Annotated in this window: 28 protein-coding genes; 18 read left to right on the top strand and 10 right to left on the bottom strand. The window is 65.2% G+C overall.

Features of this window, described 5'->3' with window-relative positions; genetic code table 11:
* Positions 1–94: 94 nt before the first annotated feature.
* Entirely contained in the window at positions 95–1,318 is a 1,224-nt protein-coding gene (locus tag ACN9MX_RS05955) for a polyhydroxyalkanoate depolymerase (protein WP_363734520.1), read from the top strand.
* Between the two features lie 49 nt (positions 1,319–1,367).
* Here ACN9MX_RS05955 and ACN9MX_RS05950 read toward each other — a convergent pair whose 3' ends face one another.
* The 5 genes from ACN9MX_RS05950 to ACN9MX_RS05930 form a co-directional block, all read right to left on the bottom strand.
* Positions 1,368–1,721: a YbaN family protein gene (locus ACN9MX_RS05950; protein WP_363734521.1), complete on the bottom strand. Its 354-nt coding sequence runs from the start codon at positions 1,719–1,721 to the stop codon at positions 1,368–1,370.
* Positions 1,721–3,025 carry a sensor histidine kinase gene (locus ACN9MX_RS05945; protein ID WP_363755260.1) on the bottom strand — a complete coding sequence of 435 codons (1,305 nt, stop codon included), beginning with the start codon at positions 3,023–3,025 and terminating at the stop codon, positions 1,721–1,723. The genes ACN9MX_RS05950 and ACN9MX_RS05945 overlap by 1 nt, the downstream gene beginning before the upstream one ends.
* Before the next feature lie 163 nt (positions 3,026–3,188).
* Entirely contained in the window at positions 3,189–3,854 is a 666-nt protein-coding gene (locus ACN9MX_RS05940; protein ID WP_044662519.1) for a response regulator transcription factor, read from the bottom strand.
* Positions 3,855–3,903: 49 nt separating this feature from the next.
* Positions 3,904–4,242: a hypothetical protein gene (locus ACN9MX_RS05935; RefSeq protein WP_414714620.1), complete on the bottom strand. Its 339-nt coding sequence runs from the start codon at positions 4,240–4,242 to the stop codon at positions 3,904–3,906.
* A 139-nt stretch (positions 4,243–4,381) separates the two neighbouring features.
* A complete protein-coding gene (locus ACN9MX_RS05930) occupies positions 4,382–5,122 on the bottom strand; it encodes an SIMPL domain-containing protein (protein ID WP_426387356.1) in 741 nt (246 codons plus the stop codon).
* Between the two features lie 138 nt (positions 5,123–5,260).
* Here ACN9MX_RS05930 and ACN9MX_RS05925 point away from each other — a divergent pair, with 138 nt between their 5' ends.
* The 4 genes from ACN9MX_RS05925 (at position 5,261) to ACN9MX_RS05910 (ending at position 9,067) form a co-directional block, all read left to right on the top strand.
* On the top strand, positions 5,261–7,039 hold the full coding sequence (locus tag ACN9MX_RS05925) for an ABC-F family ATP-binding cassette domain-containing protein (RefSeq protein WP_363754988.1): 1,779 nt from the start codon (positions 5,261–5,263) through the stop codon (positions 7,037–7,039).
* Between the two features lie 71 nt (positions 7,040–7,110).
* Complete coding sequence (locus ACN9MX_RS05920; RefSeq protein ID WP_426387355.1) at positions 7,111–7,836, top strand: VIT1/CCC1 transporter family protein; 726 nt, start codon at positions 7,111–7,113, stop codon at positions 7,834–7,836.
* Between the two features lie 36 nt (positions 7,837–7,872).
* On the top strand, positions 7,873–8,418 hold the full coding sequence (locus ACN9MX_RS05915; RefSeq protein WP_363734524.1) for a glutathione peroxidase: 546 nt from the start codon (positions 7,873–7,875) through the stop codon (positions 8,416–8,418).
* A 16-nt stretch (positions 8,419–8,434) separates the two neighbouring features.
* A complete protein-coding gene (locus ACN9MX_RS05910) occupies positions 8,435–9,067 on the top strand; it encodes a trimeric intracellular cation channel family protein (RefSeq protein WP_363734525.1) in 633 nt (210 codons plus the stop codon).
* Positions 9,068–9,121: 54 nt separating this feature from the next.
* Here the strand turns inward: ACN9MX_RS05910 and ACN9MX_RS05905 are convergent, their stop codons facing one another.
* The gene (locus ACN9MX_RS05905) at positions 9,122–9,427 is read right to left on the bottom strand and encodes a plasmid stabilization protein (RefSeq protein WP_363754986.1); all 306 of its coding nucleotides are present in this window, start codon (positions 9,425–9,427) and stop codon (positions 9,122–9,124) included.
* A gap of 128 nt (positions 9,428–9,555) precedes the next feature.
* Between ACN9MX_RS05905 and ACN9MX_RS05900 the strand changes: the two genes are divergently transcribed.
* The 5 genes from ACN9MX_RS05900 (at position 9,556) to ACN9MX_RS05880 (ending at position 13,021) form a co-directional block, all read left to right on the top strand.
* Complete coding sequence (locus tag ACN9MX_RS05900; protein ID WP_363826322.1) at positions 9,556–9,897, top strand: hypothetical protein; 342 nt, start codon at positions 9,556–9,558, stop codon at positions 9,895–9,897.
* A complete protein-coding gene (locus ACN9MX_RS05895; RefSeq protein ID WP_363734528.1) occupies positions 9,894–10,142 on the top strand; it encodes a hypothetical protein in 249 nt (82 codons plus the stop codon). The genes ACN9MX_RS05900 and ACN9MX_RS05895 overlap by 4 nt, the downstream gene beginning before the upstream one ends.
* A 144-nt stretch (positions 10,143–10,286) precedes the next feature.
* On the top strand, positions 10,287–11,216 hold the full coding sequence (locus ACN9MX_RS05890; protein ID WP_426387354.1) for a DUF808 domain-containing protein: 930 nt from the start codon (positions 10,287–10,289) through the stop codon (positions 11,214–11,216).
* 3 nt (positions 11,217–11,219) lie between these two features.
* On the top strand, positions 11,220–12,596 hold the full coding sequence (locus ACN9MX_RS05885; protein ID WP_363734530.1) for an MATE family efflux transporter: 1,377 nt from the start codon (positions 11,220–11,222) through the stop codon (positions 12,594–12,596).
* Between the two features lie 104 nt (positions 12,597–12,700).
* Entirely contained in the window at positions 12,701–13,021 is a 321-nt protein-coding gene (locus ACN9MX_RS05880) for a hypothetical protein (protein WP_133652280.1), read from the top strand.
* A gap of 134 nt (positions 13,022–13,155) precedes the next feature.
* Here ACN9MX_RS05880 and rnr read toward each other — a convergent pair whose 3' ends face one another.
* Positions 13,156–15,465, bottom strand: a complete 2,310-nt coding sequence (gene rnr, locus ACN9MX_RS05875) for a ribonuclease R (RefSeq protein ID WP_426387480.1) — start codon at positions 15,463–15,465, stop codon at positions 13,156–13,158.
* 274 nt (positions 15,466–15,739) lie between these two features.
* Positions 15,740–17,638: a signal peptide peptidase SppA gene (sppA, locus tag ACN9MX_RS05870; RefSeq protein ID WP_426387353.1), complete on the bottom strand. Its 1,899-nt coding sequence runs from the start codon at positions 17,636–17,638 to the stop codon at positions 15,740–15,742.
* A gap of 155 nt (positions 17,639–17,793) precedes the next feature.
* Between sppA and gpmA the strand changes: the two genes are divergently transcribed.
* The 8 genes from gpmA (at position 17,794) to ACN9MX_RS05830 (ending at position 25,776) form a co-directional block, all read left to right on the top strand.
* On the top strand, positions 17,794–18,480 hold the full coding sequence (gene gpmA / locus ACN9MX_RS05865) for a 2,3-diphosphoglycerate-dependent phosphoglycerate mutase (protein ID WP_363734532.1): 687 nt from the start codon (positions 17,794–17,796) through the stop codon (positions 18,478–18,480).
* Between the two features lie 125 nt (positions 18,481–18,605).
* Positions 18,606–19,100: a 5-(carboxyamino)imidazole ribonucleotide mutase gene (gene purE / locus ACN9MX_RS05860; protein ID WP_363734533.1), complete on the top strand. Its 495-nt coding sequence runs from the start codon at positions 18,606–18,608 to the stop codon at positions 19,098–19,100.
* A gap of 1 nt (position 19,101) precedes the next feature.
* Complete coding sequence (locus ACN9MX_RS05855) at positions 19,102–20,172, top strand: 5-(carboxyamino)imidazole ribonucleotide synthase (protein ID WP_426387352.1); 1,071 nt, start codon at positions 19,102–19,104, stop codon at positions 20,170–20,172.
* A gap of 98 nt (positions 20,173–20,270) precedes the next feature.
* Positions 20,271–20,804: a dihydrofolate reductase gene (locus ACN9MX_RS05850; RefSeq protein WP_363826316.1), complete on the top strand. Its 534-nt coding sequence runs from the start codon at positions 20,271–20,273 to the stop codon at positions 20,802–20,804.
* A gap of 8 nt (positions 20,805–20,812) precedes the next feature.
* Positions 20,813–21,751, top strand: coding sequence for a bifunctional riboflavin kinase/FAD synthetase (locus tag ACN9MX_RS05845; RefSeq protein ID WP_426387351.1), 939 nt, complete (start codon positions 20,813–20,815; stop codon positions 21,749–21,751).
* A 34-nt stretch (positions 21,752–21,785) separates the two neighbouring features.
* Positions 21,786–24,710, top strand: coding sequence for an isoleucine--tRNA ligase (gene ileS / locus ACN9MX_RS05840; RefSeq protein ID WP_426387350.1), 2,925 nt, complete (start codon positions 21,786–21,788; stop codon positions 24,708–24,710).
* 143 nt (positions 24,711–24,853) lie between these two features.
* A complete protein-coding gene (gene lspA / locus ACN9MX_RS05835) occupies positions 24,854–25,366 on the top strand; it encodes a signal peptidase II (RefSeq protein ID WP_363735363.1) in 513 nt (170 codons plus the stop codon).
* Positions 25,366–25,776, top strand: coding sequence for a DUF3035 domain-containing protein (locus ACN9MX_RS05830; protein ID WP_133652272.1), 411 nt, complete (start codon positions 25,366–25,368; stop codon positions 25,774–25,776). Before lspA ends, ACN9MX_RS05830 begins: the two co-directional genes overlap by 1 nt.
* A 15-nt stretch (positions 25,777–25,791) precedes the next feature.
* Here ACN9MX_RS05830 and ACN9MX_RS05825 read toward each other — a convergent pair whose 3' ends face one another.
* On the bottom strand, positions 25,792–26,121 hold the full coding sequence (locus ACN9MX_RS05825; protein WP_426387349.1) for an ArsR/SmtB family transcription factor: 330 nt from the start codon (positions 26,119–26,121) through the stop codon (positions 25,792–25,794).
* Complete coding sequence (locus tag ACN9MX_RS05820) at positions 26,108–26,563, bottom strand: SRPBCC family protein (protein WP_426387348.1); 456 nt, start codon at positions 26,561–26,563, stop codon at positions 26,108–26,110. The genes ACN9MX_RS05825 and ACN9MX_RS05820 overlap by 14 nt, the downstream gene beginning before the upstream one ends.
* Positions 26,564–26,582: the final 19 nt, after the last annotated feature.

Genomic DNA, 26,582 nt, shown 5'->3' with positions numbered 1-26,582 from the left:
CAATCATGATGCGGTGCAATATGGAAAACCTGTATAACGGTTTTTGCATGGGACCGAATCGGCACCGGAAGAGCTTAGGACGCGTTTGAGCAAGATGATGATGCTATATAGCGGCTATCAGGCCTGGAACGACATGATGGCCCCTGCGCGCTTGGGTGCTCAGATCGCACTTTCCTTCAGGGACAAGATGGGTCCGGTGGCGGATTGGGCCATGCCGCGCCGCATGTTCGCGTTGATGGACGTGTTCCAGGGTGCGAAGCTGACCCATCATCGGCCTGCCTATGGCATAACGCAGGTGCACAGCGGCAATGCCGTCGTGGCCGTGCGGGAAGAGGTGGCGCTGGATCTGCCTTTCGGGAACCTGCTGCATTTCGTGAAGGACGATGTGGAGGCGCCCCAGCCCAAGGTGCTGGTGGTCGCGCCCATGTCGGGCCACTTCGCGACCCTGCTGCGCAACACGGTGCAGACGCTTCTGCGTGATCATGACGTGTACATCACCGATTGGAAGAACGCCCGCGACGTACCGCTCAGCGCCGGAAGGTTCGGCTTCGACGACTATGTCGACTACATAATGATGTTCATGCGGGAAATCGGGCCGGGATCGCATCTGGTTTCGGTCTGCCAGCCCTGCGTGCCGGCCATGGTGGCGGTGTCGATCATGTCGGAGGACAAGGATGCGGCGACGCCGCGGTCCATGACTCTGATGGGCGGGCCGATCGATACCCGCGCCGCTCCGACCGTGGTCAACGAACTCGCCAATGAACAGTCGATCGAATGGTTCGAGGATAATCTGATCAGTCTGGTGCCGATGCGCTATGCCGGGCGCGGCCGGCGCGTCTACCCCGGTTTCCTTCAGCTTTCGGCCTTCATGTCGATGAACATGGACCGGCATGGCTCGGCCCATCGGGAACTTTACCAACTGCTGGCCGATGGCAAGCAGGTCGAAGCGAACAAGATCAAGACCTTTTACGAGGAATATTTCGCCGTGCTCGACATGACGGCGGAATTCTATCTGGAAACGGTCGACAAGGTGTTCCAGCGGACATTGCTGGCCAAGGGCGAGCTCACCTATCGCGGGCGGAAGGTCAATCCCGGCGCGATCCACAAGACCGCGCTGCTGACCGTCGAGGGTGAAAAGGATGATGTCTGCGCCGTGGGCCAGACCGCTGCCGCCCATGTGCTCTGCACCGGCCTGCGCCCGCATATGAAACGCCATCATCTTCAACCCGGCGTCGGCCATTATGGCGTCTTTTCCGGCAGCAAATGGGAAAAGCAGGTTTATCCTCAGGTGCGGAACATGATCCTGGCCATGAACTGAGGGCTGTCGGACGCCGTCTGCGTCCCCTTTTGAGGGAGCATCAAGGGCCTCAGCCCTCGGGGCGGGTCCAGATCCATGTGCCGCCGATCAGGGCCGCGGCCAGCGGGATCAGAAACCAGGGAAAGGGCGATAGCAGCAGCGCCAGCACCGCGCTGAACGCAAAGGCGGCCAATGCCGCCTTCTTTCCCCGCCGGCTGATCGCTCCCTTTTCCCGCCAGCGCCGGATATGCGGGCCAAAATGGCGATGTTCCAGCAACCGGGCCTCCAGCGCCGGGCTGGATCGCGCAAAGCAGAATGCCGCCAGGATCATGAACGGCACGGTCGGCAGGAGAGGCAGGAAGGCGCCGATCGCGCCCAGCCCCAGGGACAGGAAACCGCAGGCAAGGTAGAAGTGCCGCCGCATCAGGCAGCGGGCAGCCGCAGCCGGACCAGCAGGCCGCCCAGATCCTCGCTCTCCTCCAGCGCGACCGACCCGTCATAGATTTCCGCGACGTCCCGCACGATGGCAAGGCCAAGGCCCGTCCCCGGCTTCCCCGAATCCAGCCTGACGCCCCGGTCGAAAATGCGCGTGCGGTCTGCCTGGGGAATACCCGTGCCGTCATCCTCGACCAGGATTTCGACCATGGATCCCTTGCGTCCGACCGTCGCAAACACGCTGCCACCGCCATATTTTGCGGCATTCTCGATCAGATTGCCCAGCATTTCGTCCAGATCCTGCCTTTCGACCCGCACGGCGGCCTCCTTGTCGCCGTCCATGTCGATGCGCACTTCGGGATAAAGCCGCTGGACGGCGCGTTCTACCGCGTCCAGGCTGGCCCATACTTCCGCCCGGCTATGCGCCGCGCCGCGCCGGCCGACCGCTCGCGCCCGCGCCAGATGATGGTCGACCTGGCGGCGCATCGTCGTCGCTTCCCGGATCACGGTGTCGCCCAGGTCGGGCGATTGCGCGGTCGCGGCGTTCATGATCACGGTCAATGGCGTCTTCAGCGCATGGGCAAGGTTGCCCGCATGGGTCCGCGCTTCCTCCGCCTGCCGTTCATTATGGGCGAGCAGCGCGTTGAGCTCCTCCACCATCGGCAGCACCTCGGCGGGCATCGGCTCGGTCACGCGGTTCTTCTCACCCGCGCGCATCCGCACGATCTCGTGGCGAACCTTGCGCAGCGGGCGCAGCCCGTAGATCGTCTGCAGGGTCGCCAGCACGATCAGCCCCAGCGCCAGCAGGGCAAAGCTCTCGAACAGGGTCGAACGCAGCGTCTTTATCTGCGCGTCCAGCCCCTCGCGCGCCTGCGCCACCATGAACATCCATCGCGTGTTTGACCCGGGCAGGATGATGCTGCGTTCCATGACGCGCAGGTCTTCGCCCGGAAACTGGTTGCTGTCATAGATGTGCGGCGCGTCGTCATGATGCTCCGGATTGACCTTCAGCGCCCGGTCCCACAGCGAACGCGACCGCCAGTCCTCATGCCCCTTGCCGCTGATCTGGTAGTAAATGCCGCTATTGGGCTCCAGGAAACGCTGATCGGCGGGCTCGCGGTTGAACAGCACCTCGCCGTCCGGCCCGATCTCCGCCGATGCGATCATGGCGGTCAGGACATAGTTCATCCCGTCGTCGAAATTGCGCGTGATCGCATCGGACAGCACGCGGTCGAGCGCCAGCCCGCCGCCCAGCAGCAGCAGGCTGATCCACAGCGCCGCGATGCCGATCATGCGGCGGCTGAGCGATCCGGTGGAACGGACCTGCGGAGGGGAGGGGGGATCGGTCAAAAAAAGCCGAAACCTTTGTTTCCGTTCGCCCCGCGCTTGTCGAAGGGCTTCATTTTCCTTGAAGAACCAGGCTTCGACAAGCTCAGCCGAAACGGAAGGGCGGGGTTTATCGTCCCGGCTCGTCCAGGCTGTAGCCCAGGCCCCGGATGGTCGTTATGACATCCGCGCCCAGCTTCTTGCGGATGCGGGTCACGAACACCTCGATCGTGTTGGAATCGCGGTCGAAATCCTGGTCGTAGATATGCTCGATCAGCTCGGTGCGGCTGACCACCTTGCCCTTGTGGTGGAGAAGGTAGGACAGCAGCTTATATTCCTGCGCGGTGAGCTTCACCGGCTCGCCCTTCAGCGTCACCTTGCCCGATCGCGTGTCCAGCCGCACGTCGCCCGCCGTCAGCTCGCTCGACGCATTGCCCGATGCGCGACGGATCAGCGCGCGCAGCCGGGCGATCAGTTCCTCGCTCTGGAACGGCTTGGCCAGATAATCGTCGGCGCCTGCGTCCAGTCCGGCCACCTTGTCGGACCAGCTGTCCCGCGCCGTCAGCACCAGTACCGGAAAGCTGCGCCCTTCCTTGCGCCAGCGGTCCAGCACGGTAAGGCCGTCGATGGTGGGCAGGCCCAGGTCCAGGACGACCGCATCATAGCTTTCGGTCGCGCCCAGGAAATGCCCGTCCTCGCCATCGTCGGCCAGATCCACGGCATAGCCCGCCCCCTCCAGCGTGTTCCGGAGCTGTTGCCCCAGGCTAGGTTCATCTTCGACGATCAGCAGACGCATATGGCCCCGTTTCTGTTGTTATGTCCAAAGGACAAGGCGGCCGCGCCTGTCAGCGCGCCCAGCCGATTATATCGCCCGTGCGACCGTCCGCATCAACCCATACCACCTTGCCGTCCTTCACATATTTGAGGCGGTATCGATTGGTGGACGGGTTGAATTCGCTGCCCAGATAGGTGGCGCCGCCCATGGCGGCATCCACCCGGCGCTTGATGACGGAAAACGGCATGACCTGCCCGTCCAGCATCGCGCGGCGCGCGGCATCCTGCTCGTCGCGCTGGCTGCTGGCCTGGGCAGGCGGATTGGCGGCGAAAAGCGCCGCCATGACCCCCATGGCTGCTATCAGTCTTAACCGCTTCATTTCCATGACCTTGGCATAGCGGGCAGCCATTGAACAGGTGGTGAATGACGATGAGGGGGGTCGGGTTCCGGTATATGCCCCCTCCCGCAGGGTGGGAGGGGGCAGGGGGCGGGCGCTACATCAGCGATGATCTTCCAGGATGATCTTCGGCGATGAGGCTATCCCGCGCTTATTTCTCCAGCGCATATTGCACGGTCAGCGTCACCGATGACCCGACCTGTCCGGGTTCCACGGGCGTGGCAGGCGCTGAATCCGCCTTGAACCGCGCCGCCGCCATCATCGGCACGGGCGGCTGCCCGCCGCTGTTGCTCTCCGTCAGCGAAACCAGCCGTGCCGAGCGGTATCCGGCCGCCTGCGCGTAGAAATCCGCCTGCGCCCTGGCGGTCTTGAGTGCGGCCGAGCGTGCCTGCGCCAGCATCGGCGCCGGATCGCTGATCGAGAAGCTGGGCCCGCTCACATTGGTCGCGCCCGCATCGACCATGGTATCGAGCAGCCCGCCCACCTTCCGGATGTCGCGCAGTTTCACCGATAGCTGGTTCGACGCCTCATATCCGATGAAGCGCGGCGCGGAAGCCTGGCCGTCGCGGTTGCTATAGTCATATTGGGCGCTCAGATTGATCCCGCTGGTCTGGATGTCCTTCTTCGGAATGCCCGCCTTCACCAGCGTCGCGATCAGCTTGTCCATCTGCGCCGCATTGTCGCGCATCGCCTGCGCCGCGGTCTGGGCGCGGGTCTGGACCCCGGTGCCCACCGTCGCCATGTCGGGCGCCGCCTCCACGGTTTCGGTGACGTTCAACGTCACCACCGGCGCGGTTTCTGCAATGGTCACGCTGGTCTGCGCAGCGGCCGCGACGGGCAGGGCAGCGGCGGCAACGACAGCAGAGGCCATCAGGGCGAACATGGATTTCACAGGGCTTTCTCCTCAAAAAGCGATGCAGCGACATTGTGACGGCTGCGATGAATGGACGCTGACATGCGCTGAAAGCCGTCAGACAGCTTCCGGTTCCCCCTCTTGCCCCGGCTTTCCAGAACGCCTAGCTGCACGGCCATGGCGGCTCCCATTCTCTCCTTCGAAAATCTTGGCCTCTCACAGGGCACCCATTGGCTTTTCCGCAATCTTGACATTTTCGTCGGGGAACGGGATCGGCTGGCGCTGATCGGCCGCAACGGGGCGGGAAAGACCACGCTGCTCAAGCTGATCGCCGGTCAGATCGAACCGGACGAGGGCACCCGATCCTTCCGGCCCGGCGCCCGCGTCATCATGCTGGAGCAGGATCCGGATGTTTCCGGCTTCGCCACGCTGCGGGACTTCGCGCTGGCCGGCCAGTTCGCCCCGCCCGCCCATGAGGTCGACGCCATCGCCAGCCAGCTCGGCACCGATCTCAACCGTGAAGCCGCCACCGCATCGGGGGGCGAACGCCGCCGCGCCGCCATTGCCCGCGCCCTGGCGAGCGAGCCGGACCTGCTGCTGCTCGACGAACCGACCAACCATCTCGACATCGACGCGATCGACTGGCTGGAAGGGTGGCTCGGCCGCTATAACGGCGCCTTCATCGTCATCAGCCATGACCGCGCCTTCCTCACCCGCCTGACGCGCCAGACGCTCTGGCTCGACAGGGGCGGCATCCGCCGCAATGAAATCGGCTTTGGCGGTTTCGATGAGTGGATGGAGGCCGTCTATGCCGAGGAAGCCCGCGCCGCCGAAAAGCTGGACGCCAAGCTGAAGATCGAGGCGCACTGGCTGGAACGCGGCGTCACCGCCCGGCGCAAGCGCAACCAGGGCCGCCTCGCCAAATTATGGGAAATGCGCGCCCAACGCGCCGCCATGGTGGGTCCGCAGGGCGTCGCGAAAATTGCCGTCGCCAGCGACGACAACAAGACGAAAAGCGTCATCACCGCCGAACATGTCACCAAGCAATTCGGGGATCGCACAGTCATCAAGGACTTCTCGCTGCGCATCCAGCGCGGCGACCGCATCGGCATCGTTGGCGGCAACGGCGCGGGCAAGACCACGCTCCTGAAACTGCTGACCGGCGAACTCGCGCCCGACAGCGGCGAGATTCGCCAGGCCAGGTCGCTCGACATGATCTTCATCGACCAGCAGCGCAGCCTGATGCAGCCCGACCGGCGGGTCCGCGACGTCCTGGCCGAAGGCGGCGACTGGATCGACGTGCGCGGCACGCGCAAGCATGTCCACGGCTATCTCAAGGAATTCCTCTTCGACCCCTCCCTGGCGGAGGCGCGGGTCGGCACCTTGTCGGGCGGCGAACGCTCGCGCCTGCTGTTCGCGCGCGAATTCGCCCGCGAATCGAACCTGCTTGTGCTGGACGAGCCGACCAACGACCTCGACCTCGAGACGCTCGACCTGCTTCAGGAGGTCATTGCCGATTATGAAGGCACCGTGCTGATTGTCAGCCACGATCGCGACTTTCTCGACCGCACCGTGACGGTCACGCTCGGGCTGGACGGTTCCGGCACCATCGACGTGATCGTCGGCGGCTATGCGGACTGGGTCGCCAAGCGCCAGCCGAAGAACGCGCCGAGGACGGAGAAAAAGAGTGCCGCGCCGCCCCCGCCGAAAAGCGCATCGACCAAGCTCAGCTACAAGGACCAGCGCGACTTGGACCTGCTGCCAAAGCGGATCGAGGAGATAGAGGCGGCCATTGCGCGGGACGAGGAAGCGCTGGCCGATCCCAATCTCTACGGCCGCGACCCCGGCAGGTTCGACCTGCTCACCAGGGCGATCGAAAAGGCCCGCGCCGAAAAGGAAGCGGCGGAGGAACGCTGGTTGGAACTGGCGGAAAAGGCTGAAGGGCTGGGCGCCTGACGCGATTTCCAGGAAGCCCTTGCGCCGATCGCCTCATCTGTTAGCCAAGGGCAGCCAGAGGGGAAAGGCGCATGGAACAATCCGCGACGATGCAGGACGAGGATGTGATCGACGGCCATCATGCGGTCCATTATGTCAATCGCGTCGGCTGGCTGCGCGCTGCCGTTCTGGGGGCCAATGACGGCATCGTCTCCACCGCCAGCCTGCTCACCGGCATCGCGGCGTCGGGGGCGGCGCGGAACACCATCCTTCTGTCGGGCATTGCCGCGCTGGTTGCGGGCGCCATGTCGATGGCGGCGGGCGAATATGTGTCCGTCAGCGCCCAGTCCGATACGGAGCGCGCCGACCTGGCCAAGGAGAAGAAGGCGCTGGCCCAGCAGCCCCATGTGGAATGGCAGGAATTGCGCGACATCTATGTCGATCGCGGCCTGACTGCGGAGCTTGCGGGCCAGGTGGCGACGCAGTTGATGAATGTCGACGCGCTCGCCGCCCATGCGCGGGACGAACTGGGCATTTCCGACATCAGCACAGCGCGCCCGGTTCAGGCGGCGCTGACCTCTGCCGCGACTTTCTCCGTCGGCGCGATCGCCCCCGTGCTGGCCGCCGTCGCCAGTCCGGGGCACGCGATCGCCGCTGTCGCCCTCGTATCGCTGCTGTGCCTGGCGGTGCTGGGCTATGTCGGCGCGCGCCTGGGCGGTGGCGGAATAGCGCGGGCAGTGGCGCGCGTCGTCTTCTGGGGTGTTTTCGCGATGCTTGCGACATCCGGGGTAGGCAAGCTTTTCGGCGCGGCCATATGATGGGGGCAAGCCATCCGGTCCGAAGGAGAATATGACATGACAGATATCCAGCAGATTCCGCTCAAGACCATCAAGGGCGCCGACGCCAGCCTGGCCGACTATGCGGGGAAGGTGGTTCTGGTGGTCAACGTCGCCTCCAAATGCGGCCTGACCCCGCAATATGAAGGGCTGGAACAGCTTTATCGCGACTATAAGGACAAGGGGCTGGTCGTCGCCGGATTCCCCGCCAATGATTTCGGTGCCCAGGAACCGGGCAGCAACGAAGAGATCGCGACCTTCTGCACCACCAATTTCGGCGTCGATTTCCCGATGTTCGAAAAGATCGTCGTCACCGGACCGGAAAAGCACCCGCTCTACGCGGCGCTGACCGGCGCGCAGCCCGCAGCGCGGGGGGAAGGCGCCCAGTTTCGCGAAAAGCTGGTCGGCTATGGCATCACGCCCAATCCCGAACCTGAAGTGCTCTGGAATTTCGAGAAATTCCTGATCGCGAAGGACGGCAGCGTGGCGGCCCGCTTCGCACCCACGACCGCGCCCGATGATGCGGATCTGGTGGCGGCGGTAGAGGCCGAACTCGCGAAATAACGCCCAGCGCCGCCCCATGAACCAGACGCTGCTGCCGCAGATCGGCCCGGTGCTTGAGACGCTCAGCATCGTCGGCACTTTCGTCTTCGCGGCATCCGGCGCGCTGGCGGCGGCGCGCCTGCGGCAGACGCTGGTCACCTTCGCCTTCTTCGCACTGGTGACGGGGGTAGGGGGCGGAACGGTTCGCGACCTGTTGATCGGCGCGCCGGTCTTCTGGGTCCGCGACGCCGTGCCCGCGATCGCATGCATGTTGGCCGCGCTGCTCGTCTGGTGCACGCCGCGCCGCTGGTGGAGCGACAGCGCGCTCGACTGGCTGGACGCGGTCGGGCTCGCCGCCTTCGCCGTCTATGGCGCGGCCAAGGCGATGAGCTATGGCGTGCCGCCGCTGGTGGCGGCGATGATGGGCGTCGTTACCGGCTGCGTCGGCGGCATCATGCGCGACCTGCTGGCGGGGGAGCCGTCCATAGTGCTGCGTCCGGAACTTTATGTGACGGCCGCGGCGCTTGCATCGGGGCTGTTCGTCTTCCTGCGCTGGCTGGGACTCGACATTCCCGTGGCCGGTTTGATCGCCGCCTGCCTTGGTTTCCTGTTGCGGGCCGTTGCGATGCGCAGGGGGTTGGCGCTGCCGCACTATCGGTCTCAGGACTGAACCGGCGCCGGCGGGTTCATCCGCCGCGCGCCGGACAGCCATCCTCCGGACAGGTCAGCCATGCGCCTTCCTGCGCCGGGTTTCCCAACCCTTTCTGGCGGCTGCGGAGCGATCGGCCGCCGGTCGCCGCGCCGATGCCGCGCCGCCCTTCTTCCCGCCCTTGCGCGAAGAGACATGGCTGTCGGGCTTCCCCCGGCCGGATCCGGATTTGTTGCCGCCGCCCGATTCCTTGTTGACGGTGGCCCAGGCGCGCCGTTCCGCTTCCTTGCGGGATACGCCGCGATCCTCATAACCCTGTTCGATATGCTCCGCCTTGCGCTTCTGCTTGCCGGTATAGCTGCTCTTGTCACCCTGGGGCATGATCTTCTCCTTCTCCTTGCAACTGTTCCTTGCATGCGGCGTCAACGATCGATGCGGCGCGACGTTCACTTCGCTGCACAGGCGTCACGATAAGGGAACAGAGCGGTTCGGCCGGCGTTCATCAGCACATGGAGCAGCGCAATCTTCTGGAACGGCTGGCGCGGCATCTGGCGGCCGCCAATCCCGCTCTCGGCCCCGATCACTGGCAGGAGCAGGTGGAGGCCGCCGCTGGTCTGCTCGCCATCATCAAGGATCCCGACGATGTCATGTCGCAGGCGGGCGACGACCACGTCTGGCGGGCGATGATCGATGCGGCACTGCGGCAGCGCTGGGCGATCGCATCCGCCCCGGCCGCGGAACCGCCGGGCGGCACCGATGAGGAAGGCGACATCCCGCTGACGCCCGACATCGTCAGCGGCAATCGGGCCGAATGGGTCCATCTGCATGAACCACAGGAGAAGCCGAAATGAAGGGGTTGTTGAAACTGGCATTTCTCACCGGGCTGGGCACCGTGGCCTGGCGAGGTTGGAAGGAATGGCAGGCTGGCCGCAACGCATATGACCATCGCGGGACGGGCTTCTCTTCCGGCCCGGTGCGCGACGCCGGCCCGCACGAACAGCATATCGACGCGCGCGATTGGGACATGGTGGACGAGCAGGTGGATGAAAGCTTCCCTGCCAGCGACCCGCCGGGCAATTATCGCGGGCTGCATTGAGGCGCGATTGAGGCGCAGGGCCGCCGCCCTGTTCGGTCCGCCTATATCGATCCGACCCTTTGCCAATCCATTGCGCCAGGCATGCCCCGCCTCTATTGAGGCGGCTGCCGGTCCCACGCCGGGGCCAACAGGGGAATAACATCAATGCCTTCGGGTCTGATCGCGCTGCTCGATGACGTAGCGGGGATTGCCAAGCTTGCGGCCAGTTCGCTGGATGATGTTGCCGCTGCCGCGGGCAAGGCCGGGTCGAAGGCGGCGGGCGTGGTGATCGACGATACGGCAGTCACGCCGCGCTATGTCATGGGCCTGACGGCGGACCGCGAACTCCCCATCATCTGGAAGATCGCCAAGGGTTCGCTGCGCAACAAGCTGCTGTTCCTGCTTCCCGCCGCCCTGGTGCTGAGCGCCTTCGCGCCCTGGTTGCTGCCTCCCCTGCTGATGCTGGGCGGTGCCTTTCTCTGTTTCGAAGCGGCGGAAAAGCTGCTCGAAGCGGTGCAGGGCGGTCATGACCTGGTCGAAGAAGCGCTGGAAACGCACAGCTCCAGCGAACTGGAGGAGCAGAAGGTTTCCGGCGCGATCCGCACCGACTTCATTCTGTCGGGCGAAATCATGGCCATCGCCCTCGGCACCGTCGCGGCGGAACCGATATGGGAACAGGCGATCATCCTGATCGTCGTCGCCTTCCTGATCACCGCGGGCGTCTATGGCGTTGTCGGCTTCATCGTGAAGATGGACGATATCGGTCTGCATCTGGCGGAGCGGCGTTCGGCTGGCGCGCGGGTGCTGGGGCGGGCGATGGTGAAGGCCATGCCGGTGCTGATGCGGATGTTGAGCGTTGTCGGCACCGCGGCCATGCTCTGGGTCGGCGGCGGGCTGATCGTCCATGGGCTGCACGAATTTCATTGGGATCTCGTTCCCGGCGCCATCCACCATGTCGCGCAAGGCGCGGCCCACGGACTGCCCGCCATCGCTCCGGTGGTGGAATGGGTGGTGAACGCTGTGGGTGCCGGCATTGTCGGGCTGATCGTCGGCGGCATCGTCGTCGCCCTGTTGCACCTCTTCAAAAAGCACTGACCGATGCGTTCACCTTGGCGCCTGGAGGCCGGGGCGCTGACGGCGCTCGCACTGCCGATGATCGCGGGCAACATCGCCTGGGCCGGCATCGCCGCGACCGACCTGCTGCTGCTGGGCCGGCTGGGTGCGGGCGCGGTGGCGTCTGGCGCGCTGGCGATCAACCTGTTCAATGCGTTGCTGATCTTCGGCATGGGGCTGGTGACCGCCGCCGCGCCGTTGATCGCCACGGAGCGGGGGCGTCGGCGGCATTCGGTGCGCGACGTCCGGCGGACCGTGCATCAGACGCTGCGCGCGGCCACCCTGTTCGTGCTGCCCGCCTGGGCGCTGCTGTGGGAAAGCCGATCCATCCTGCTGCTGATGGGGCAGGATGCGGAACTGGCGGCCCAGGCGGGCGAACTGATGCGCGGCCTGCAATGGGCGCTGCTGCCCTTTCTGGGATTCACCACGCTGCGCAACTTCATCTCCGCGCTGGAACGGCCCGTCTGGGGCCTGATCATCATGGTCTGCGCGATCCCGTTCAATGTGCTGGTTGGCTGGACGCTGATCTTCGGCCATTTCGGTTTCCCCGCGCTGGGGATCTTCGGCGCGGGAATCGCCAGCAGCCTGTCCTCCTCCTTCCTGTTCATCGGGCTGCTTGCGGTCATACTGATCGACCGGCGGTTCCGTCGCTACCGCCTGCTGGGGCGATTCTGGACCCGTGACCGGGAACGGCACCGGGCCGTCTGGGCGCTGGGCCTGCCGATCGCGATCACGCTGGGGCTGGAGACGACGGTGTTCAACGCCTCCGCCTTCCTGATGGGATTGATCGACCGCGACTCGCTGGCGGCACACGCCGTCGCGATCCAGATCGCCGCGCTGGTCTTCATGGTGCCCATGGGCATTGGCCAGGCGGCGACCGTGCGCGTGGGCCTCGCTTATGGGAAGGGCGACCTGGCGGGGGTCGGTCGTGCGGGCTGGCTGGCGCTGGCGATCGGGACGGGGTTCGCCCTGATCGCGGCGGCGATGCTCATCGCCTTTCCGCGCCTTTTGATATCCGCTTTCCTGGACCTTGCCGATCCCGCCAACCGGCGGACCGCGACGCTTGCGGTCAGCTTCCTGGGCGTCGCGGCGCTGTTCCAGCTGGTGGACGCGGCCCAGGCCGTGGGGGCAGGGGTGCTAAGGGGCATTCGGGATACGCGCGTGCCGATGATCTTTGCCCTGATCGGCTATTGGGTGATCGGCATCGGAGTCGGCGTCGTCCTGGCCTTTCCGCTGGGGTTGCAGGGCCTTGGCATCTGGCTGGGCCTTGCAAGCGGGCTGGGCGTGGTCGCGCTGTTGCTGGTGGCGCGCTGGGTCTTGCGGGAGAGGCTGCACCTTGTGTCGCACAGGCGAAACGCCTGATCCCGCCTGGCGTGCAAGTTGTATGGCAAGTTGCACGGCGAGGTGATGGTGCGACGCACAAAGCAATTGAACCGGCGCGTCAAATCGGTAATGAAAAGCAGATTATGACCGCTCCTACCATGTTCTTCGAGGCGATTGCGCTTCAGAAATGTCTGATGGCGACCTACAACAAGATGGTCGTGAAGCTGGCCCCGCATATCCTCTATACGCGCCATGACGAGATGTTCATCGACGCGGTCACGATCGAGCGTGACGGCCGCCCCCCCAGGGAACTGAAGCTGGGCACGTTCAAGCTCGCCGGATTGAACGACGTCAGCCTGATCGACGAAAAGTTTGAGGCGATGCACGGCCTCTATGATCAGGGCGACAGCAAATATAAGGGCGTGACCCTGTTCGCTGTCGAGCCGGAGAGCGCAGCGGCCTGAAGCCGCGACGCGGGCATGAAAACGGAAAATGGGGCGGTCCTGCGGGACTGCCCCATTTCCGTTCGGGCCCATTTTCGTTCAGGCCATTTTCGTTCACTGGCATGCGGTAACAGGTTTACAGCGCATAGGGGCCTTCACCGCCGGTGCTTGCCCCGCTTCGCCCCCATGTGCCGTATGTTGGCCGGCCGCCCGCGCCGGACGCTGCCGGGCCTGACGCGATCCTTCTTGAAGCTCGGACGCTGGGGCAGGGCATCGGGCAGTTCGAAGCGCAAGGCCCCGTTGATCGGGTCCGCTTCGGCCAGCCGCAATTGCAGCCGCTGGCCGATCGTATATCGGTCCCCGCTCTCCACGCCCTCCAGCGCCCGCCCCGCCTCGTCAAAGAAGAAGCGCTCGTCGCCCAGGGTCGATACCGGCACCAGCCCGTCGCCGCCCAGCCCCTCGACCGTGGCGAAGAAGCCGAAGCTCTGCACCCCGGTGATCCGCGCCTCCACCAGGTCGCCGACATGCGCCGCCAGGAATGCCGCGACATAGCGATCGATCGTCTCGCGTTCCGCCTCCATGGCGCGGCGCTCATGCTGGCTGATCATCTCGCCGACGCGGGCCATATTCTCCATATCCTCCCCGCTCAACGAGGATCGGTCGGGTATATCCCCCTTGGGCGCGGGCAGCTCCAGCCCATAGGCGCCCACCAGCGCCCGATGCACCAGCAGGTCCGCATAGCGCCGGATCGGTGAGGTGAAATGCGCATAGGACCCCAGGGCCAGCCCGAAATGCCCCTGATTGGCGGGTGCATAATAGGCCTGCGTCTGGGTGCGCAGGATCTGCTCCATGATCTGGGGCTTCTCCTCCGCTTCGCCGACCCGGGCGATCAGCCGGTTGAAGGTGGCGGGCTTCACCACCTGGCCCAGGGCGAATTCGATGTCGAAGGTCGCAAGATAGTCCTTCAGCGCCACCAGCTTGTCCCGGCTCGGCGGTTCATGGACGCGGTACATGACCGGCGCCTTCTTCGCCTCCAGCGCCTTTGCCGCCGCGACATTGGCGGCGACCATATAATCCTCGATCAGCATATGCGCGTCGAGCCGCTCGCGCACCGCGACGCTGACGATCTTGCCATATTCGTCCAGCACCACCCGCCGCTCCGGCAGGTCCAGCGCCAGCGGCTCGCGCTTGTCCCGCGCCTTGCGCAGCAGCGCCCAGCAGGCCCAGAGCGGCTTCAGCGCCGTTTCCAGAAGCGGCTCATCCCGCGTGCCGTCCATCGCCGCCTGCGCGTCCTCATAGGTCAGCACCGCCGCCACCCGGATCACCGCGCGGGAAAAGCGCCAGCTCTTCATCTTGCCCGCGGCATCCAGCACAAAATGACAGGCCAGCGCCGCCCGGTCCTCTCCCGCGCGCAGCGAACACATGTCGGAGGAAAGCTGGTGCGGCAGCATGGGCACCACCAGATCGGGGAAATAGACGCTGTTGCCGCGCTTCCGCGCCTCCCGGTCCAGCGCGCTGCCCGGCCGCACATAATAGCTGACGTCCGCGATCGCGACGATGGCCTTGTAGCCGCCCTCATTGGCCGGATCATCGTCCAGCGCGGCCCAGACCGCATCATCATGGTCCCGCGCGTCGACCGGGTCTATGGCGACGATGGGCAGGTGCCGCAGGTCCTCCCGCTTCTCCTCATGCAGAGGGAGCCTGGAAGCCGCCACCGCCTCTTCCTCGACCCGCTCGGAAAAGACGTGGGGAATGCCGTGCTTGTGGATGGCGATCAGGCTGAAGCTGCGCGGCGCGAAGGGATCGCCCAATATGTCCGTCACCCGCGCCGTGATCCGGGGCGGGCGCCCTACCGGCTCGGCGAGCACCAGATCGCCCTTCTTCGCCGTGCCGGGGTCCGATATCGGCGTGTCCCGCCGAATGCGCTTGTCGACCGGGCGCAGCCACAGCTTGCCGCCGTCCGCCTCCTCGACCACGCCCAGCAATTCCTCGCTCGCCTTGGCAAGCTTCTTCATCGGATGCGCGACCCAGCCGCGCCCCGCTTCCTCGGTTCGCGCCAGGATCCGGTCGCCGATCGTCAGTGCGCCCCTCTTGCCCCGCTCCACGATGCGCAGCCGGGGCGCGGGCTGCCCCTCCGCCTCCCAGCGTTCCGGCGTGGCGATCAGGGTGGTGTCGTCGACATCGACGATGCGCAGCACGGTGACCTTCGGCACGCCGCCCATCTTGTGGAAGGCCCGCGCCGGACCGATGTCGATCAGCCCTTCGTCCGCCATGTCCTTCAGCAGCGCCTTGAGCGCGATCTTCTCCTGCCCCTTGAGACCGAACGCCTTTGCGATCTCCCGCTTTCCGGCCGGCTGGTCGGACGTGGCGATGAAATCCATCACCTGCTCGCGCGTCGGGAAACCGGCGGGCCGGACCTTGGTCCGGGCGGGATCGGATTTCTTCTTCTTTTCGGTGGATGCCATGGACCAGCTATAGGGAGAGCGGTTCCGCCGCGCCAGTGCGGACCGCTTCAAAGTGTGGACCGCTTCAAATCGGGGCGGCAAGATCGGGAAGCGGATTTCGTGGAGTATCCGACCGGGTGGACAGGGAAGGCCTGAAGGGCTGCCTTCTCTCAAGCGCGCCCCGTGCTCCTGCGCAGGCAGGAGCCCAGTCCTGCCCTTGGTGAATCATCGCAACAGCTGAACTGGACTCCTGCCTGCGCAGGAGCACAGGACGCTCAATGGCCAATAACGCCCATCACCGCCAAAGCCCCAGCAACAGCGCCGCCAGTCCGTGCTCGTCGGGTTTTGCGACCCGCGGCGCGCCATAGCCCCGGCACTCCAGGCAATCGGCCCGCACGCCCGCGCCGCTCACCAGCGCGCGCACATCGGCAATGGCCTGCAATGCCCAGTTCCGCTGCACGATCGCCTGCCGCCCCAGCAGGTCGCGTCCGACCATGGCAGACGACGTCCCGGCATCATCCTCATCCTCCCGATCGATGATCGACTGGACGAATTCGGCGAACTTGTCGGGTTCCTTGGCGATGCGATAGGGCTTGGCCTTGGCCGGATCGACCTTTGCCAGCTTCGCCGCCTCGGCAATCGCCTCCTCCAGCCCGCCGAAGCGATCCACCAGCCCGATCTGCCGCGCCGTGCCGCCGTCCCAGACGCGACCCTGCGCGATGGCGTCGATCTGCTGGGGGGTCTTGCGCCGCGATTGCGCGACCAGCCCGACGAAGCGGCCGTAAATATCCTCGACCCCCATCTGCATGATCCGGTCGAATTCCGGCGTCGTGCCGCCGGCAATGTCCGGCTGGCCCGACAGCGGCGTCGTCTTCACCCCGTCCGTGGTGACGCCCATCTTCGCCAGCGTTCCCTCGAAACTGGGTATGATGCCGAACACGCCGATCGATCCGGTGATCGTATCGGGCTCCGCAAAGATCACATCGGCAGGCGTTGACACCCAATAGCCGCCGCTCGCCGCCACATTGCCCATCGACACCACGACGGGCAGCCCCTCGGATTTCGCTTCCATGATGGCGCTGCGGATCTTCTCCGACGCCATGACCGATCCGCCGGGTGAATCGACCCGGACCACCAGCGCCTTCAGATCCTTTTCCGCCAGCGTCTTGCGCAGCAGCGCCGAAATCGTATCGCCCGCCGCCGTGCCCGGCCCGGCCTCGCCATCGACGATGTCGCCGGCAATGGTCAGCACGCCGATATCCCCGCCATTGGCGGGCTTGTGCGCCTTCATGTAGTTGCCAAGGTCGATGGCCGCGAAGTCGCCCGCCTTGTCGTCCGGCGCATCGCCTACGATCTCCGCCACCCGCGCTCCGAACGCCGCTTCATCACCCATCCTGTCGACCAGCCCGGCGCCCATCGCCGCCTTCGCCAGATTGCCGCCAGCGGCCTCGGCCAGGCTCGCGGGATCACGCACATAGGCCGCCAGCCTGGCCTTGGGCCGGGCCTTTGCGACTTCCTGCTGCCAATCTTCCCAAAGCGCGTCCGCCAGCGCCTGGTTGGCCTGTTTCGCTTCGGGGGACTGATCGGTCCGCGTGAAGGGCTCGACGAAGCTCTTGTAGGTGCCGACGCGATAGACATGGGTGTTGACGCCCAGCTTGTCGATCAGCCCCTTGTAATAGAGCCCCGAACCGCCGCGCCCGACGATGGCGACGCCGCCCAGCGGGTCCACCCAGCTTTCGCTCGCATGCGCGGCCAGTTGATAGCTGTCGTCGCTGTAGATGGTCGCATAGGCGAAGACCGGCTTCTTCGCCGCGCGCACCGCGTCCAGCGCCTTGCCGACCCGCGCCAGTGCGACTTGGCCGCCGCCCATGAAGCCGTCCAGGTTCAGCACGACGGCCTTCACCTTCCGGTCGTCCCGCGCGGCATCCAACGCGGCGACGATATCGGCCAGCCCATATTCCTTCGCCCGGTCGTTCCGGCCGGTCAGCAGCGCCATCGGATCGACTTCCGACGGCTGCTCGACGATGGTCCCGTCCAGTTTCAGCAGCAGCGCGCCGCTGCCCACGCTCTGCGCAGGCTTGGGCGACCAGGACAGGGCGGCATAGAGCGCCCCGAAGAACATCAGCAGGAACAGCAGCACCAACCCGTCCTTGATGGCGACCAATATGCGCCACATGCCCTTCACAAATGCCAAGTTGCCGGTTCCTTCCTTCAGCTCCTGCCTGGGCTATCCCATCGACGGACCGACTGCAATGTGGGGGCGTGCGGGGGCCGCGCAAGCTTGCGTCGGATATTTCCGGCGCTATGGGAGGGCGCAATTCTTCGCTTCTCGTGCAGGAGACACGCTTCATGCCCACGCTCGTCCTCATCCGTCATGGCCAGTCGGCCTGGAACCTTGAAAACCGCTTCACCGGCTGGTGGGACGTGGACGTGACCGAAAAGGGCGCGGAAGAAGCCCGCGCCGCGGGCCGCCTGCTCAGGGAAAAGGGGCTGGATTTCGACCAGTGCTACACCTCCGTCCAGACCCGCGCGATCAAGACGCTGAACCTGGTGCTGGAGGAAATGGGCCGCCTGTGGCTGCCGGTCGAGAAGGACTGGCGCCTCAACGAGCGTCATTATGGCGGCCTCACCGGCCTCAACAAGGCGGAGACGGCGGCCAGGCATGGTGACGATCAGGTGAAGATCTGGCGCCGCAGCTTCGACACGCCGCCGCCGCCGCTGGAGGCGGGCAGCGAATTCGACCTGTCGAAGGACCGCCGCTATGCCGGCATCGCCATTCCGTCCACGGAATCGCTCAAGGACACCATCGCCCGCGTCCTGCCCTATTGGGAGGAGCGCATCGCCCCCGACCTCAAGGCCGGCAAGCGCGTCGTCATCTCTGCCCATGGCAATTCGCTCCGCGCTCTGGTGAAGCACCTCTCCAACATTCCGGACGATGAGATCACCGAACTGGAAATCCCCACCGGCCAGCCCATCGTCTACGACCTCGACGACGACCTGGCGGCCAGGGACCGCTATTATCTTTCGGAGCGGTAAAAATCCGACCTGCTCCCGCGCGGGGCGGCTGATGGGGTGGAATGAACCAAAATCCCGCATTGCCCCCCGCCAGTCCTCCCGCTAAGGGGCTTTGCTTTCCGCATTGGCAGGGAAGTGCGAAGCGAATGACCGGGGCAGTCGAAGCCGTGCAAGTCGGTATCATCATGGGCAGCCGATCCGATTGGGAAACGATGCGGCACGCGTCGGAAACGCTCGATGCGCTCGGCGTAACCCATGAATGCAAGGTCGTCTCCGCCCACCGCACGCCCCAGCGTCTCTACGATTATGCCACGGGCGCGGTCGGCCGGGGGCTGAGGGTCATCATCGCCGGCGCGGGCGGCGCAGCGCATCTCCCCGGCATGACCGCCTCGATGACGCGCCTGCCCGTGCTGGGCGTGCCCGTGGAGTCCAAGGCGTTGAAGGGCATGGACAGCCTGCTGTCGATTGTCCAGATGCCGGGCGGCGTTCCCGTCGGCACGCTCGCCATCGGCAAGCCGGGCGCGATCAACGCCGCGCTGTTCGCCGCCTCCATCCTCGCCACGACGGATGCGGCGCTGGCGCAGCGTCTCGACGCCTGGCGCGAGAAGCAGACCAACGACGTAGCGGACACGCCCGAATAAGATGACCACCATCCCGCCCGGCTCCACCATCGGCATCCTCGGCGGCGGCCAGTTGGGCCGCATGATCGCCATCGCCGCCGCGCAGCTTGGCTATCGCACGCACATCTATGCGCCGGAAGGCAGCGGCCCGGCCGCCGATGTCTCGCCGCGCTGGACCCAGGGCGCCTATGAGGATGCCGCCGCGCTGGCGGCCTTCGCCGACAGCGTCGACGTCGTCACCTATGAGTTCGAGAATATCGATCCCTCGGCGGTCGAAGTCCTCGCCACCCACGGCCTCGTCCGCCCCGGCGCCCATGCGCTGCGCGTCGCGCAGGACCGCGTGGCGGAAAAGCGCTTCGTCTGCGATCTGGGCGGCCTGACGGCGCCCTTCGCCCCGGTCGACAGCCTCGACGACCTTGAAGAGGCGCTCGACCAGATCGGCAGCCGCGCGATCCTCAAGACCAACCGCATGGGCTATGACGGCAAGGGGCAGGCGCGCCTCTCCGATCCCGGCGACGCGGTCGGCGCATGGAACGCCATCGGCCGCCAGAGCGCCATATTGGAGGGCTTCGTTACCTTTGCCGAGGAATTCTCCGTCATCCTCGTCCGCAGCGCCCATGGCGACATCCGCTTCTGGGACAGCGCCGCCAATGTCCACAAGGACGGCATTTTGGACAGCTCCACGGTTCCTGCCGGTACGCTGATCGAGGGACAGCTTGCCGAAGCCCGCTCCCTGGCGTCGAAGGTCGCCGAAGCGCTCGACTATGTCGGCGTCCTGACGCTGGAATTCTTCGCCAGCGCCGACGGCCCGGTCTTCAACGAAATGGCCCCGCGCGTCCACAATAGCGGCCACTGGACCATCGAAGGCGCGGTGACCAGCCAGTTCGAAAACCACGTCCGCGCGATCTGCGGCCTGCCGCTGGGCGCCACCGGCCTTGCCGCGGCAAGGGTCGAAATGCGCAACCTGATCGGGGTCGAGGCCAATGACTGGCTTCAGATCCTGTCCGACCCGGCCAACCACCTGCACCTCTATGGCAAGCATGAGGCACGCCCTGGCCGCAAAATGGGCCATGTCACGCGCCTGACCCTCTGATCGACCAGCCGCTCTCGCCCGTGTCTGGCGGGCAAATACCCGCTCCCGTCCCCTGTCAGGGCCCTTCTCTTCTTCCTGAAGGGCGTTAGGTAAGGCCCATGACCAGCTCATCCGAAATCGTCCTCATCCTTGCCCGCGCCGACAATGGCGTGATCGGCAAGGATGGCGACCTGCCCTGGCGCCTGCCCGCCGACCTCCGGCATTTCAAGGCGCTCACCCTCGGTCACCCGATGATCATGGGGCGCAAGACCTTCGACAGCCTGCCTGGCCTCCTTCCCGGCCGCCGCCATATCGTTCTCACCCGCGACCAAAGCTGGACGGGGGAGGGGGCGGAAACCGCCCATGGCCCGCACGAAGCCATCGCCATGGCCGGCGCCTCCACCGCCGCCGTCATCGGCGGCGCGGATATCTACGGTCTCTTCCTCCCGCTCGCGCACCGCATCGAACTTACCGAGGTTCATGTCGATGCGGACGGCGACACCCGCATCGCCTATCCCGACCCCGCTGAATGGCGGGAAAGCGCGCGGCAGGACCATCCGGCCGAAAATGGCCGCCCCGCCTACAGCTTCGTCACTTTCCATCGTAGAGCAGGGGCCGCCGCGCATTGCCAGCGGCCGGACGCGCCCCTATAGCGCCCCCCATGGAGCGGCTGCACAGCAGCGCCCCGATGCCCGCCCATCTGCGCGGCAGCATCATGGCGCTGGGGAATTTCGACGGATTTCACGCTGGGCACCAGGCCGTGGCCCGCCGCGCCATGGAGCTTGCCCGCGCGCAGGGCCGCCCGGCGATCATCGCCACCTTCGATCCGCATCCGATGCGGCTCTTTCGCCCGGAAACACCCTGGTTCCGCCTGACCAGCCTGAACCAGCGCGAACGCCTCTTCGCCCGGGCCGGCGCCGACGCCATGCTGGTGTTCGACTTTACCCGCGAACTGGCCGCGCTGGATCCGCTGTCCTTCGTCCGCCTGCTGGTCGAATGGGGCGTGGCCGGCGTCGTCACCGGCGAGGATTTCACCTTCGGCAAGGATCGCGCCGGTTCCACCCAAACCCTTGCGGAACTGGGTGGCCCCCTTGGCCTCGTCGCCCAGGCCGTGCCGCCCGTCACCGGCACGGACGGCGGGATCATCTCCTCCACCGGCATCCGCAAGGCGCTCCAGTCCGGCGACTGCGCGACCGCCACCCGCCTGCTGACGCGCCCCTTCGCGATTGAAGGCACGGTCCAGCATGGCGACAAGCTCGGGCGCACCATCGGCTTTCCCACCGCCAATATTGACCTCGGCCATTATCTGCGGCCCCGCTACGGCATCTACGCGGTGCGCGGGCTTCTCCCCGACGGCAGGGTGCTGGACGGCGCGGCCAATCTGGGCATCCGCCCCAGCTTCGATCCGCCCAAGGAACTGCTGGAGCCGCATTTCTTCGACTTCGCCGAAAACCTCTATGATCAGGTCATCGAGGTCCAGCTCATCCACTTCCTCCGACCCGAAGCCAGATATGACGGCCTCGACCCGCTGATGGCGGCGATCGCGAAGGATTGCGAGGACGCACGGCAAATCCTTGCGGGAACGCCACACCTCGCCTAATGCCGCGCGGTTGAATTAACGTGCGCGGATCCAAATGACCGACCAGCCTAGCCAAGAAACCAAAGATTATAAGAGCACCGTTTTCCTGCCCGTCACCGACTTTCCGATGAAAGCGGGTCTCGCGCAGAAGGAACCGGCCATTCTCGCGCGCTGGGAGGAAATGGACCTTTACGGCAAGCTGCGCGATCGGCGGAAGGGCCGGACGCGCTTCATCCTCCACGACGGCCCGCCCTATGCCAATGGCGACATTCATATGGGCCATGCGATGAACAAGGTGCTGAAGGACATCATCGTCCGCAGCCAGTCCTTGCTCGGCAAGGACGCGCCCTATGTTCCCGGCTGGGACTGCCACGGCCTTCCGATCGAATGGAAGATCGAGGAGGAATATCGCAAGAAGAAGCAGAACAAGGACGAGGTTGCGCCCCAAGAATTCCGCGCCCAGTGCCGCGCCTATGCGGACAAGTGGGTGGGCGTGCAGAAGGAACAGTTCAAGCGCCTTGGCGTCATGGGCGATTGGGACGATCCCTATCTCACCATGAAGTTCGACGCCGAAGCCACGATCGTCGGCGAACTGCTGAAATTCGCGGAAAGCGGCCAGCTCTATCGCGGCGCCAAGCCCGTCATGTGGTCCCCGGTCGAAAAGACCGCGCTGGCCGAGGCGGAGGTCGAATATGAAGACATCGTCTCGACCCAGATCGACGTGGCGTTCGAGATCGAGAAAGCGCCGAACGCGCCGGAACTGGTCGGTGCTCATGCGGTGATCTGGACGACGACGCCATGGACGATCCCGGTCAATCAGGCTTTGGCTTATGGGCCGGAGGTTGAGTATGTGGCGATCCGAGGGCGCCAGCTTATCCGCAAGGAGGGCGTTGGCACTGTTACGTCCGGCGATGACATGGAAACGCATTGGGACGGCGTTGTTCTCATTGCGGCCAAACTTTTCGATGAGTTTCGTGGTCGTTCGGCATTCTTGCCTGACAATGATCAGTTCAATGAACCCCTCTGGCGCGGCAAAGGCACCGACCTCGCCGGAGCCGTCGCCCGTCACCCGATGCACGCCCTCGGCGGCTTCTTCGCCAAGTCGCGCCCGTTCCTCGCGGGCGACTTCGTCACCACCGATGCGGGCACCGGCCTCGTCCACATGGCGCCCGACCATGGCGAGGACGACTTCGCGCTCTGCAAGGCGAACGGCATCAACCCGGTCTTCGCCGTTGAAAATGACGGCAAATATCGCGAGGACTGGCTCTGGCTCGGCGGCCAGGGCTCCGTCATCAACCCCAAATTCGTCAGCAAGGACGGCCCGATCTGCACCGACCTGCGCGAAGCCGGCGGGCTGCTGGCCGCGTCCGACGATTTCAAGCACAGCTATCCCCATAGCTGGCGCTCCAAGGCGAAGATCATCTTCCGCTGCACCCCCCAATGGTTCATCCCGATGGACCAGCGGCAGGCGGGCGCGGTGGTCGAAGCGGGCGAGGGCATCCTGCCCACCCCGATCGTCACCAACGACCCGACCCTGCGCGAACTGGCGCTCGACGCGATCGAACACACCCGCTGGGTGCCGGAACGCTCGACCAACCGCATCCGCTCGATGGTGGAGGGCCGCCCCGATTGGGTCATCAGCCGCCAGCGCGCATGGGGCGTGCCCATTGCGCTCTATGTTCATCGCAAGACTGGCGAATATCTTGTTGATAAGGCAGTCAATGCCCGCATCATAGAGGCATTCAAGGGCGCAGGTGCCGACGCCTGGTTCGGCGCCGACCATCAGGCGCTGCTCGGCCCCGATTACGACCTCAACGACTATGAGGTGGTGAACGACATTCTCGACGTCTGGTTCGACAGCGGCTCGACCCACAGCTTCGTGGTGGAAGGCCGCTATGGCCCCGATGCCCGCGCCGACCTCTATCTCGAAGGCTCCGACCAGCATCGCGGCTGGTTCCAGTCGTCCCTGCTGGAGAGCAGCGGCACCCGCGGCCGCGCGCCCTATGACGCCGTCCTCACCCACGGCTTCGCGCTGGACGGGCAGGGCCGCAAGATGTCGAAGAGCCTCGGCAATGTGGTCGACCCGCTGAAGATCATCGCCGAAAGCGGCTCCGACATTCTCCGCGTCTGGGTCGCCAGCACCGACTATTTCGACGACGTCCGCATCGGCAAGGAAGTGCTGGCCGGCTCCTCCGACGCCTATCGGAAATTACGCAATACTTTCCGGTACCTGCTCGGCGCTCTTTCCGATTTCTCCGAAGAGGAGAGGTTGCCCGTCGCTCAGATGCCGGAACTGGAGCGCTACATGCTCCATCTGCTGGCAAAGCTCGACGCCGATCTCCGCAGCGTGGTCGACAAGGCGGCCGACAGCGAGAACTGGCTGGAATTCAGCCGCTACACCCGCGCGCTGATGGATTTCGCGAACAGCGACCTCTCGGCCTTCTTCTTCGACATCCGCAAGGACTGCCTCTATTGCGACGCGAAGGCGGACCCGAAGCGCCGCGCCTACCGCACCGTGCTCGACACGCTGTTCCACGCACTGGTCCGCTACGCCGCGCCGATCATCCCCTTCACGGCTGAGGAAGTGTGGCAAAGTCGCTATTCAAACCCCGAAGAAAGCGTCCATTTCCTTGAATGGCCGGAGGTCGATGCCGCCTGGCTCGACCAGGGTCTGGATGACAAATGGGCCGAAATCCGCAACCAGCGCGATCAGGTCAATGAAGCCATAGAGCCGCTGCGCCGCGAAAAGATCATCCGCTCCAGCCTGGAGGCCGATGTCACCATGGGCCAGTTGGTCCCCAGTGACGGTGTGAACTTCGCCGAAATCGCCATCGTTGCCCGTATCGAAACGGGCAAGGGCGACGGCATCATCGTCCAGCCGAGCGAATGGCACAAATGCGGCCGCTGCTGGCGCCTGCTGCCCGAAGTCCAGGAAGACGGCACGCTTTGTCAGCGTTGTGACGAGGTGCTCGCCGGATAAAACTTCCTTCTGTCCTACAGCCGGATTCCTCGGCTATAGCCCTGACGACGCAGGCTGTGGCGAGTGAACAAGACAATAATGGCGTTTTTCTGGGGTTCTATCGTGTCACCTATGTCGCTCAAATCCGTGCCGGTTCAGCGCTGATGGCCGCCGTCAACCACCGCCCCCTGGGCCTGGCCGTCGCGATCGTCACGCTGGTGCTGGACCAGTTGGTCAAATATACCGTCACCTATCCGCTGGCGCTGAAAAGCCGGATGGACGAGGGCATAGAGATCCTGCCGATCTTCCGCCTGCGCTGGCTGGAAAATCGCGGCGTTTCCATGGGCTTCTTCCACGCCGACACCAACCTGATGCGCTGGATACTCGTCGGCATGACCATGCTGATCGCGGGCTTCGTGGCAGTGTGGATGTGGCGCGAAAAGGCGCGTCAGGACGTTGTCGCGCTTGGGCTGGTGCTGGGCGGCGCCATCGGCAATATCGTCGATCGCATGCGCCTTGGCTATGTGGTTGATTATGCCGACCTGCATTTCGGCGAGTGGCGACCTTTCCTGATTTTCAACCTGGCCGACGCGGCCATCACTTTCGGCGTGCTGATCCTGCTTGCGCGGGCGCTTCTGCTGCGCGAGAAGGGCGCAAAGACGGAGTCAATGAACTGATGCGTAAACTGATCCTCGCCGCTGGCCTGATTTCGATGCTGTCCGCTTGCGGCGGTGGCGGCGGCCTCTTCAACCGTTCACGTCCCGACGAATTCGCCGTTTCGCGTCAGGCTCCGCTGGTGATCCCGCCTGACTTCGCGCTGGTTCCGCCCGCGCCCGGCACGCCTGCCGCGGCCTCCGTCGATTCGAGCAAGGCTGCGATGGAGGCGATGTTCGGTGGTCCCGCCGCCCGCAGCCCGGGCGAAAGCGCCACGCTGAACGCCGCCGGGCGCGCCAATGCGGCTGCCGGTATCCGTTCTTCCGTCGGTGATCCTGCAACCGAAGTGGTCGACAAGGGCGCCACTACCCGCGACATCATCGCCGCTCCCGAAGGTGACGGCCAGGACGCGCGCGCGGCCACGCCGCAATAATCGGTCAGCGGGAATTCAGGGCTGGTTCTCGACGAAATCCTTGAACCGGCCCAAAGTCCCGTCCCACTGGCTTTCGACCTTCGCGAGCCAATCCCTGGCCTCTGCAACGCCCTCGGGCCGCAAACGGAACAGCGCCTCCCGTCCCGACCTGGTCCGGTTGACCAGCCCGGCGCCGAGCAGGACGTCCAGATGCTTGGCCACCGCCTGACGGCTGATCGGCAATCCGTGGCCCAACTGACCGATCGAACGCTCTCCCCCATCGGAAAGGCGGCCGATCAGGTCCAGCCGCGTCGCATCGCCCAGGGCCGCAAACAGCCGGGCCGGCGCAGCGTCAACGTTCGGCATAATCGCGAATATTCTTCACCTGCTCAGCCCAGCCGCCGTCATTGTCCCGCATGACGTTGCTCCGGCGTGGTTCGGGTACCCCATCGAACCCACTTTCCCTGACGGTCAGCCGCGTGCCCGCCGCGACCGGCTCCAATATGAACTCGACCAGCGTCCATTCGGCCACGGCTACGCCGCTTTCCATCAATTGCTTGTCGCCTCCGGTCGCCGGCCATTCATAGGCGAATCGCGTCATCGGCTCGATCGCCACGACCCGCGCTTCCCAGCGATAATCCTCATATCCCGGATAGGTCATGTGCCCGGTCGATGCCTGACCCACGACAAAGGGCTGGTCCAGCGCAACCCGGAACCAGCTCCCGAACTTTTTATGATCGATCAGCGCATCCCACACCCTCTCGACGGGCGCAGCGATCTCTATCGTCTTGATGATGGAATCAGGCATATAGGCAACCTCCAGATTG

The sequence above is a fragment of the Sphingobium sp. R-21 genome, assembly GCF_049913335.1.
Classification (GTDB): domain Bacteria; phylum Pseudomonadota; class Alphaproteobacteria; order Sphingomonadales; family Sphingomonadaceae; genus Sphingobium.
The sequence above is the reverse complement of the archived record's forward strand: the minus strand, read 5'-3'. Positions and strand labels throughout refer to the sequence as shown.

What these genes read in the sequence shown, in the direction of transcription:
- ACN9MX_RS05830 (WP_133652272.1), top strand. Translation starts at nt 25,366, where the DNA reads ATGCGTAAACTGATCCTCGCCGCTGGCCTGATTTCGATGCTGTCCGCT.
- ACN9MX_RS05855 (WP_426387352.1), top strand. Translation starts at nt 19,102, where the DNA reads ATGACCACCATCCCGCCCGGCTCCACCATCGGCATCCTCGGCGGCGGC.
- ACN9MX_RS05885 (WP_363734530.1), top strand. Translation starts at nt 11,220, where the DNA reads ATGCGTTCACCTTGGCGCCTGGAGGCCGGGGCGCTGACGGCGCTCGCA.
- ACN9MX_RS05925 (WP_363754988.1), top strand. Translation starts at nt 5,261, where the DNA reads ATGGCGGCTCCCATTCTCTCCTTCGAAAATCTTGGCCTCTCACAGGGC.
- ACN9MX_RS05955 (WP_363734520.1), top strand. Translation starts at nt 95, where the DNA reads ATGATGATGCTATATAGCGGCTATCAGGCCTGGAACGACATGATGGCC.
- ACN9MX_RS05900 (WP_363826322.1), top strand. Translation starts at nt 9,556, where the DNA reads ATGGAGCAGCGCAATCTTCTGGAACGGCTGGCGCGGCATCTGGCGGCC.
- ileS (WP_426387350.1), top strand. Translation starts at nt 21,786, where the DNA reads ATGACCGACCAGCCTAGCCAAGAAACCAAAGATTATAAGAGCACCGTT.
- purE (WP_363734533.1), top strand. Translation starts at nt 18,606, where the DNA reads ATGACCGGGGCAGTCGAAGCCGTGCAAGTCGGTATCATCATGGGCAGC.
- ACN9MX_RS05895 (WP_363734528.1), top strand. Translation starts at nt 9,894, where the DNA reads ATGAAGGGGTTGTTGAAACTGGCATTTCTCACCGGGCTGGGCACCGTG.
- gpmA (WP_363734532.1), top strand. Translation starts at nt 17,794, where the DNA reads ATGCCCACGCTCGTCCTCATCCGTCATGGCCAGTCGGCCTGGAACCTT.
- ACN9MX_RS05935 (WP_414714620.1), bottom strand. Translation starts at nt 4,242, where the DNA reads ATGGCTGCCCGCTATGCCAAGGTCATGGAAATGAAGCGGTTAAGACTG.
- ACN9MX_RS05825 (WP_426387349.1), bottom strand. Translation starts at nt 26,121, where the DNA reads ATGCCGAACGTTGACGCTGCGCCGGCCCGGCTGTTTGCGGCCCTGGGC.
- ACN9MX_RS05850 (WP_363826316.1), top strand. Translation starts at nt 20,271, where the DNA reads ATGACCAGCTCATCCGAAATCGTCCTCATCCTTGCCCGCGCCGACAAT.
- ACN9MX_RS05910 (WP_363734525.1), top strand. Translation starts at nt 8,435, where the DNA reads ATGAACCAGACGCTGCTGCCGCAGATCGGCCCGGTGCTTGAGACGCTC.
- ACN9MX_RS05940 (WP_044662519.1), bottom strand. Translation starts at nt 3,854, where the DNA reads ATGCGTCTGCTGATCGTCGAAGATGAACCTAGCCTGGGGCAACAGCTC.
- ACN9MX_RS05945 (WP_363755260.1), bottom strand. Translation starts at nt 3,025, where the DNA reads ATGATCGGCATCGCGGCGCTGTGGATCAGCCTGCTGCTGCTGGGCGGC.
- ACN9MX_RS05950 (WP_363734521.1), bottom strand. Translation starts at nt 1,721, where the DNA reads ATGCGGCGGCACTTCTACCTTGCCTGCGGTTTCCTGTCCCTGGGGCTG.
- ACN9MX_RS05920 (WP_426387355.1), top strand. Translation starts at nt 7,111, where the DNA reads ATGGAACAATCCGCGACGATGCAGGACGAGGATGTGATCGACGGCCAT.
- rnr (WP_426387480.1), bottom strand. Translation starts at nt 15,465, where the DNA reads ATGGCATCCACCGAAAAGAAGAAGAAATCCGATCCCGCCCGGACCAAG.
- ACN9MX_RS05880 (WP_133652280.1), top strand. Translation starts at nt 12,701, where the DNA reads ATGACCGCTCCTACCATGTTCTTCGAGGCGATTGCGCTTCAGAAATGT.
- lspA (WP_363735363.1), top strand. Translation starts at nt 24,854, where the DNA reads ATGGCCGCCGTCAACCACCGCCCCCTGGGCCTGGCCGTCGCGATCGTC.
- ACN9MX_RS05820 (WP_426387348.1), bottom strand. Translation starts at nt 26,563, where the DNA reads ATGCCTGATTCCATCATCAAGACGATAGAGATCGCTGCGCCCGTCGAG.
- ACN9MX_RS05915 (WP_363734524.1), top strand. Translation starts at nt 7,873, where the DNA reads ATGACAGATATCCAGCAGATTCCGCTCAAGACCATCAAGGGCGCCGAC.
- ACN9MX_RS05905 (WP_363754986.1), bottom strand. Translation starts at nt 9,427, where the DNA reads ATGCCCCAGGGTGACAAGAGCAGCTATACCGGCAAGCAGAAGCGCAAG.
- ACN9MX_RS05845 (WP_426387351.1), top strand. Translation starts at nt 20,813, where the DNA reads ATGGAGCGGCTGCACAGCAGCGCCCCGATGCCCGCCCATCTGCGCGGC.
- ACN9MX_RS05890 (WP_426387354.1), top strand. Translation starts at nt 10,287, where the DNA reads ATGCCTTCGGGTCTGATCGCGCTGCTCGATGACGTAGCGGGGATTGCC.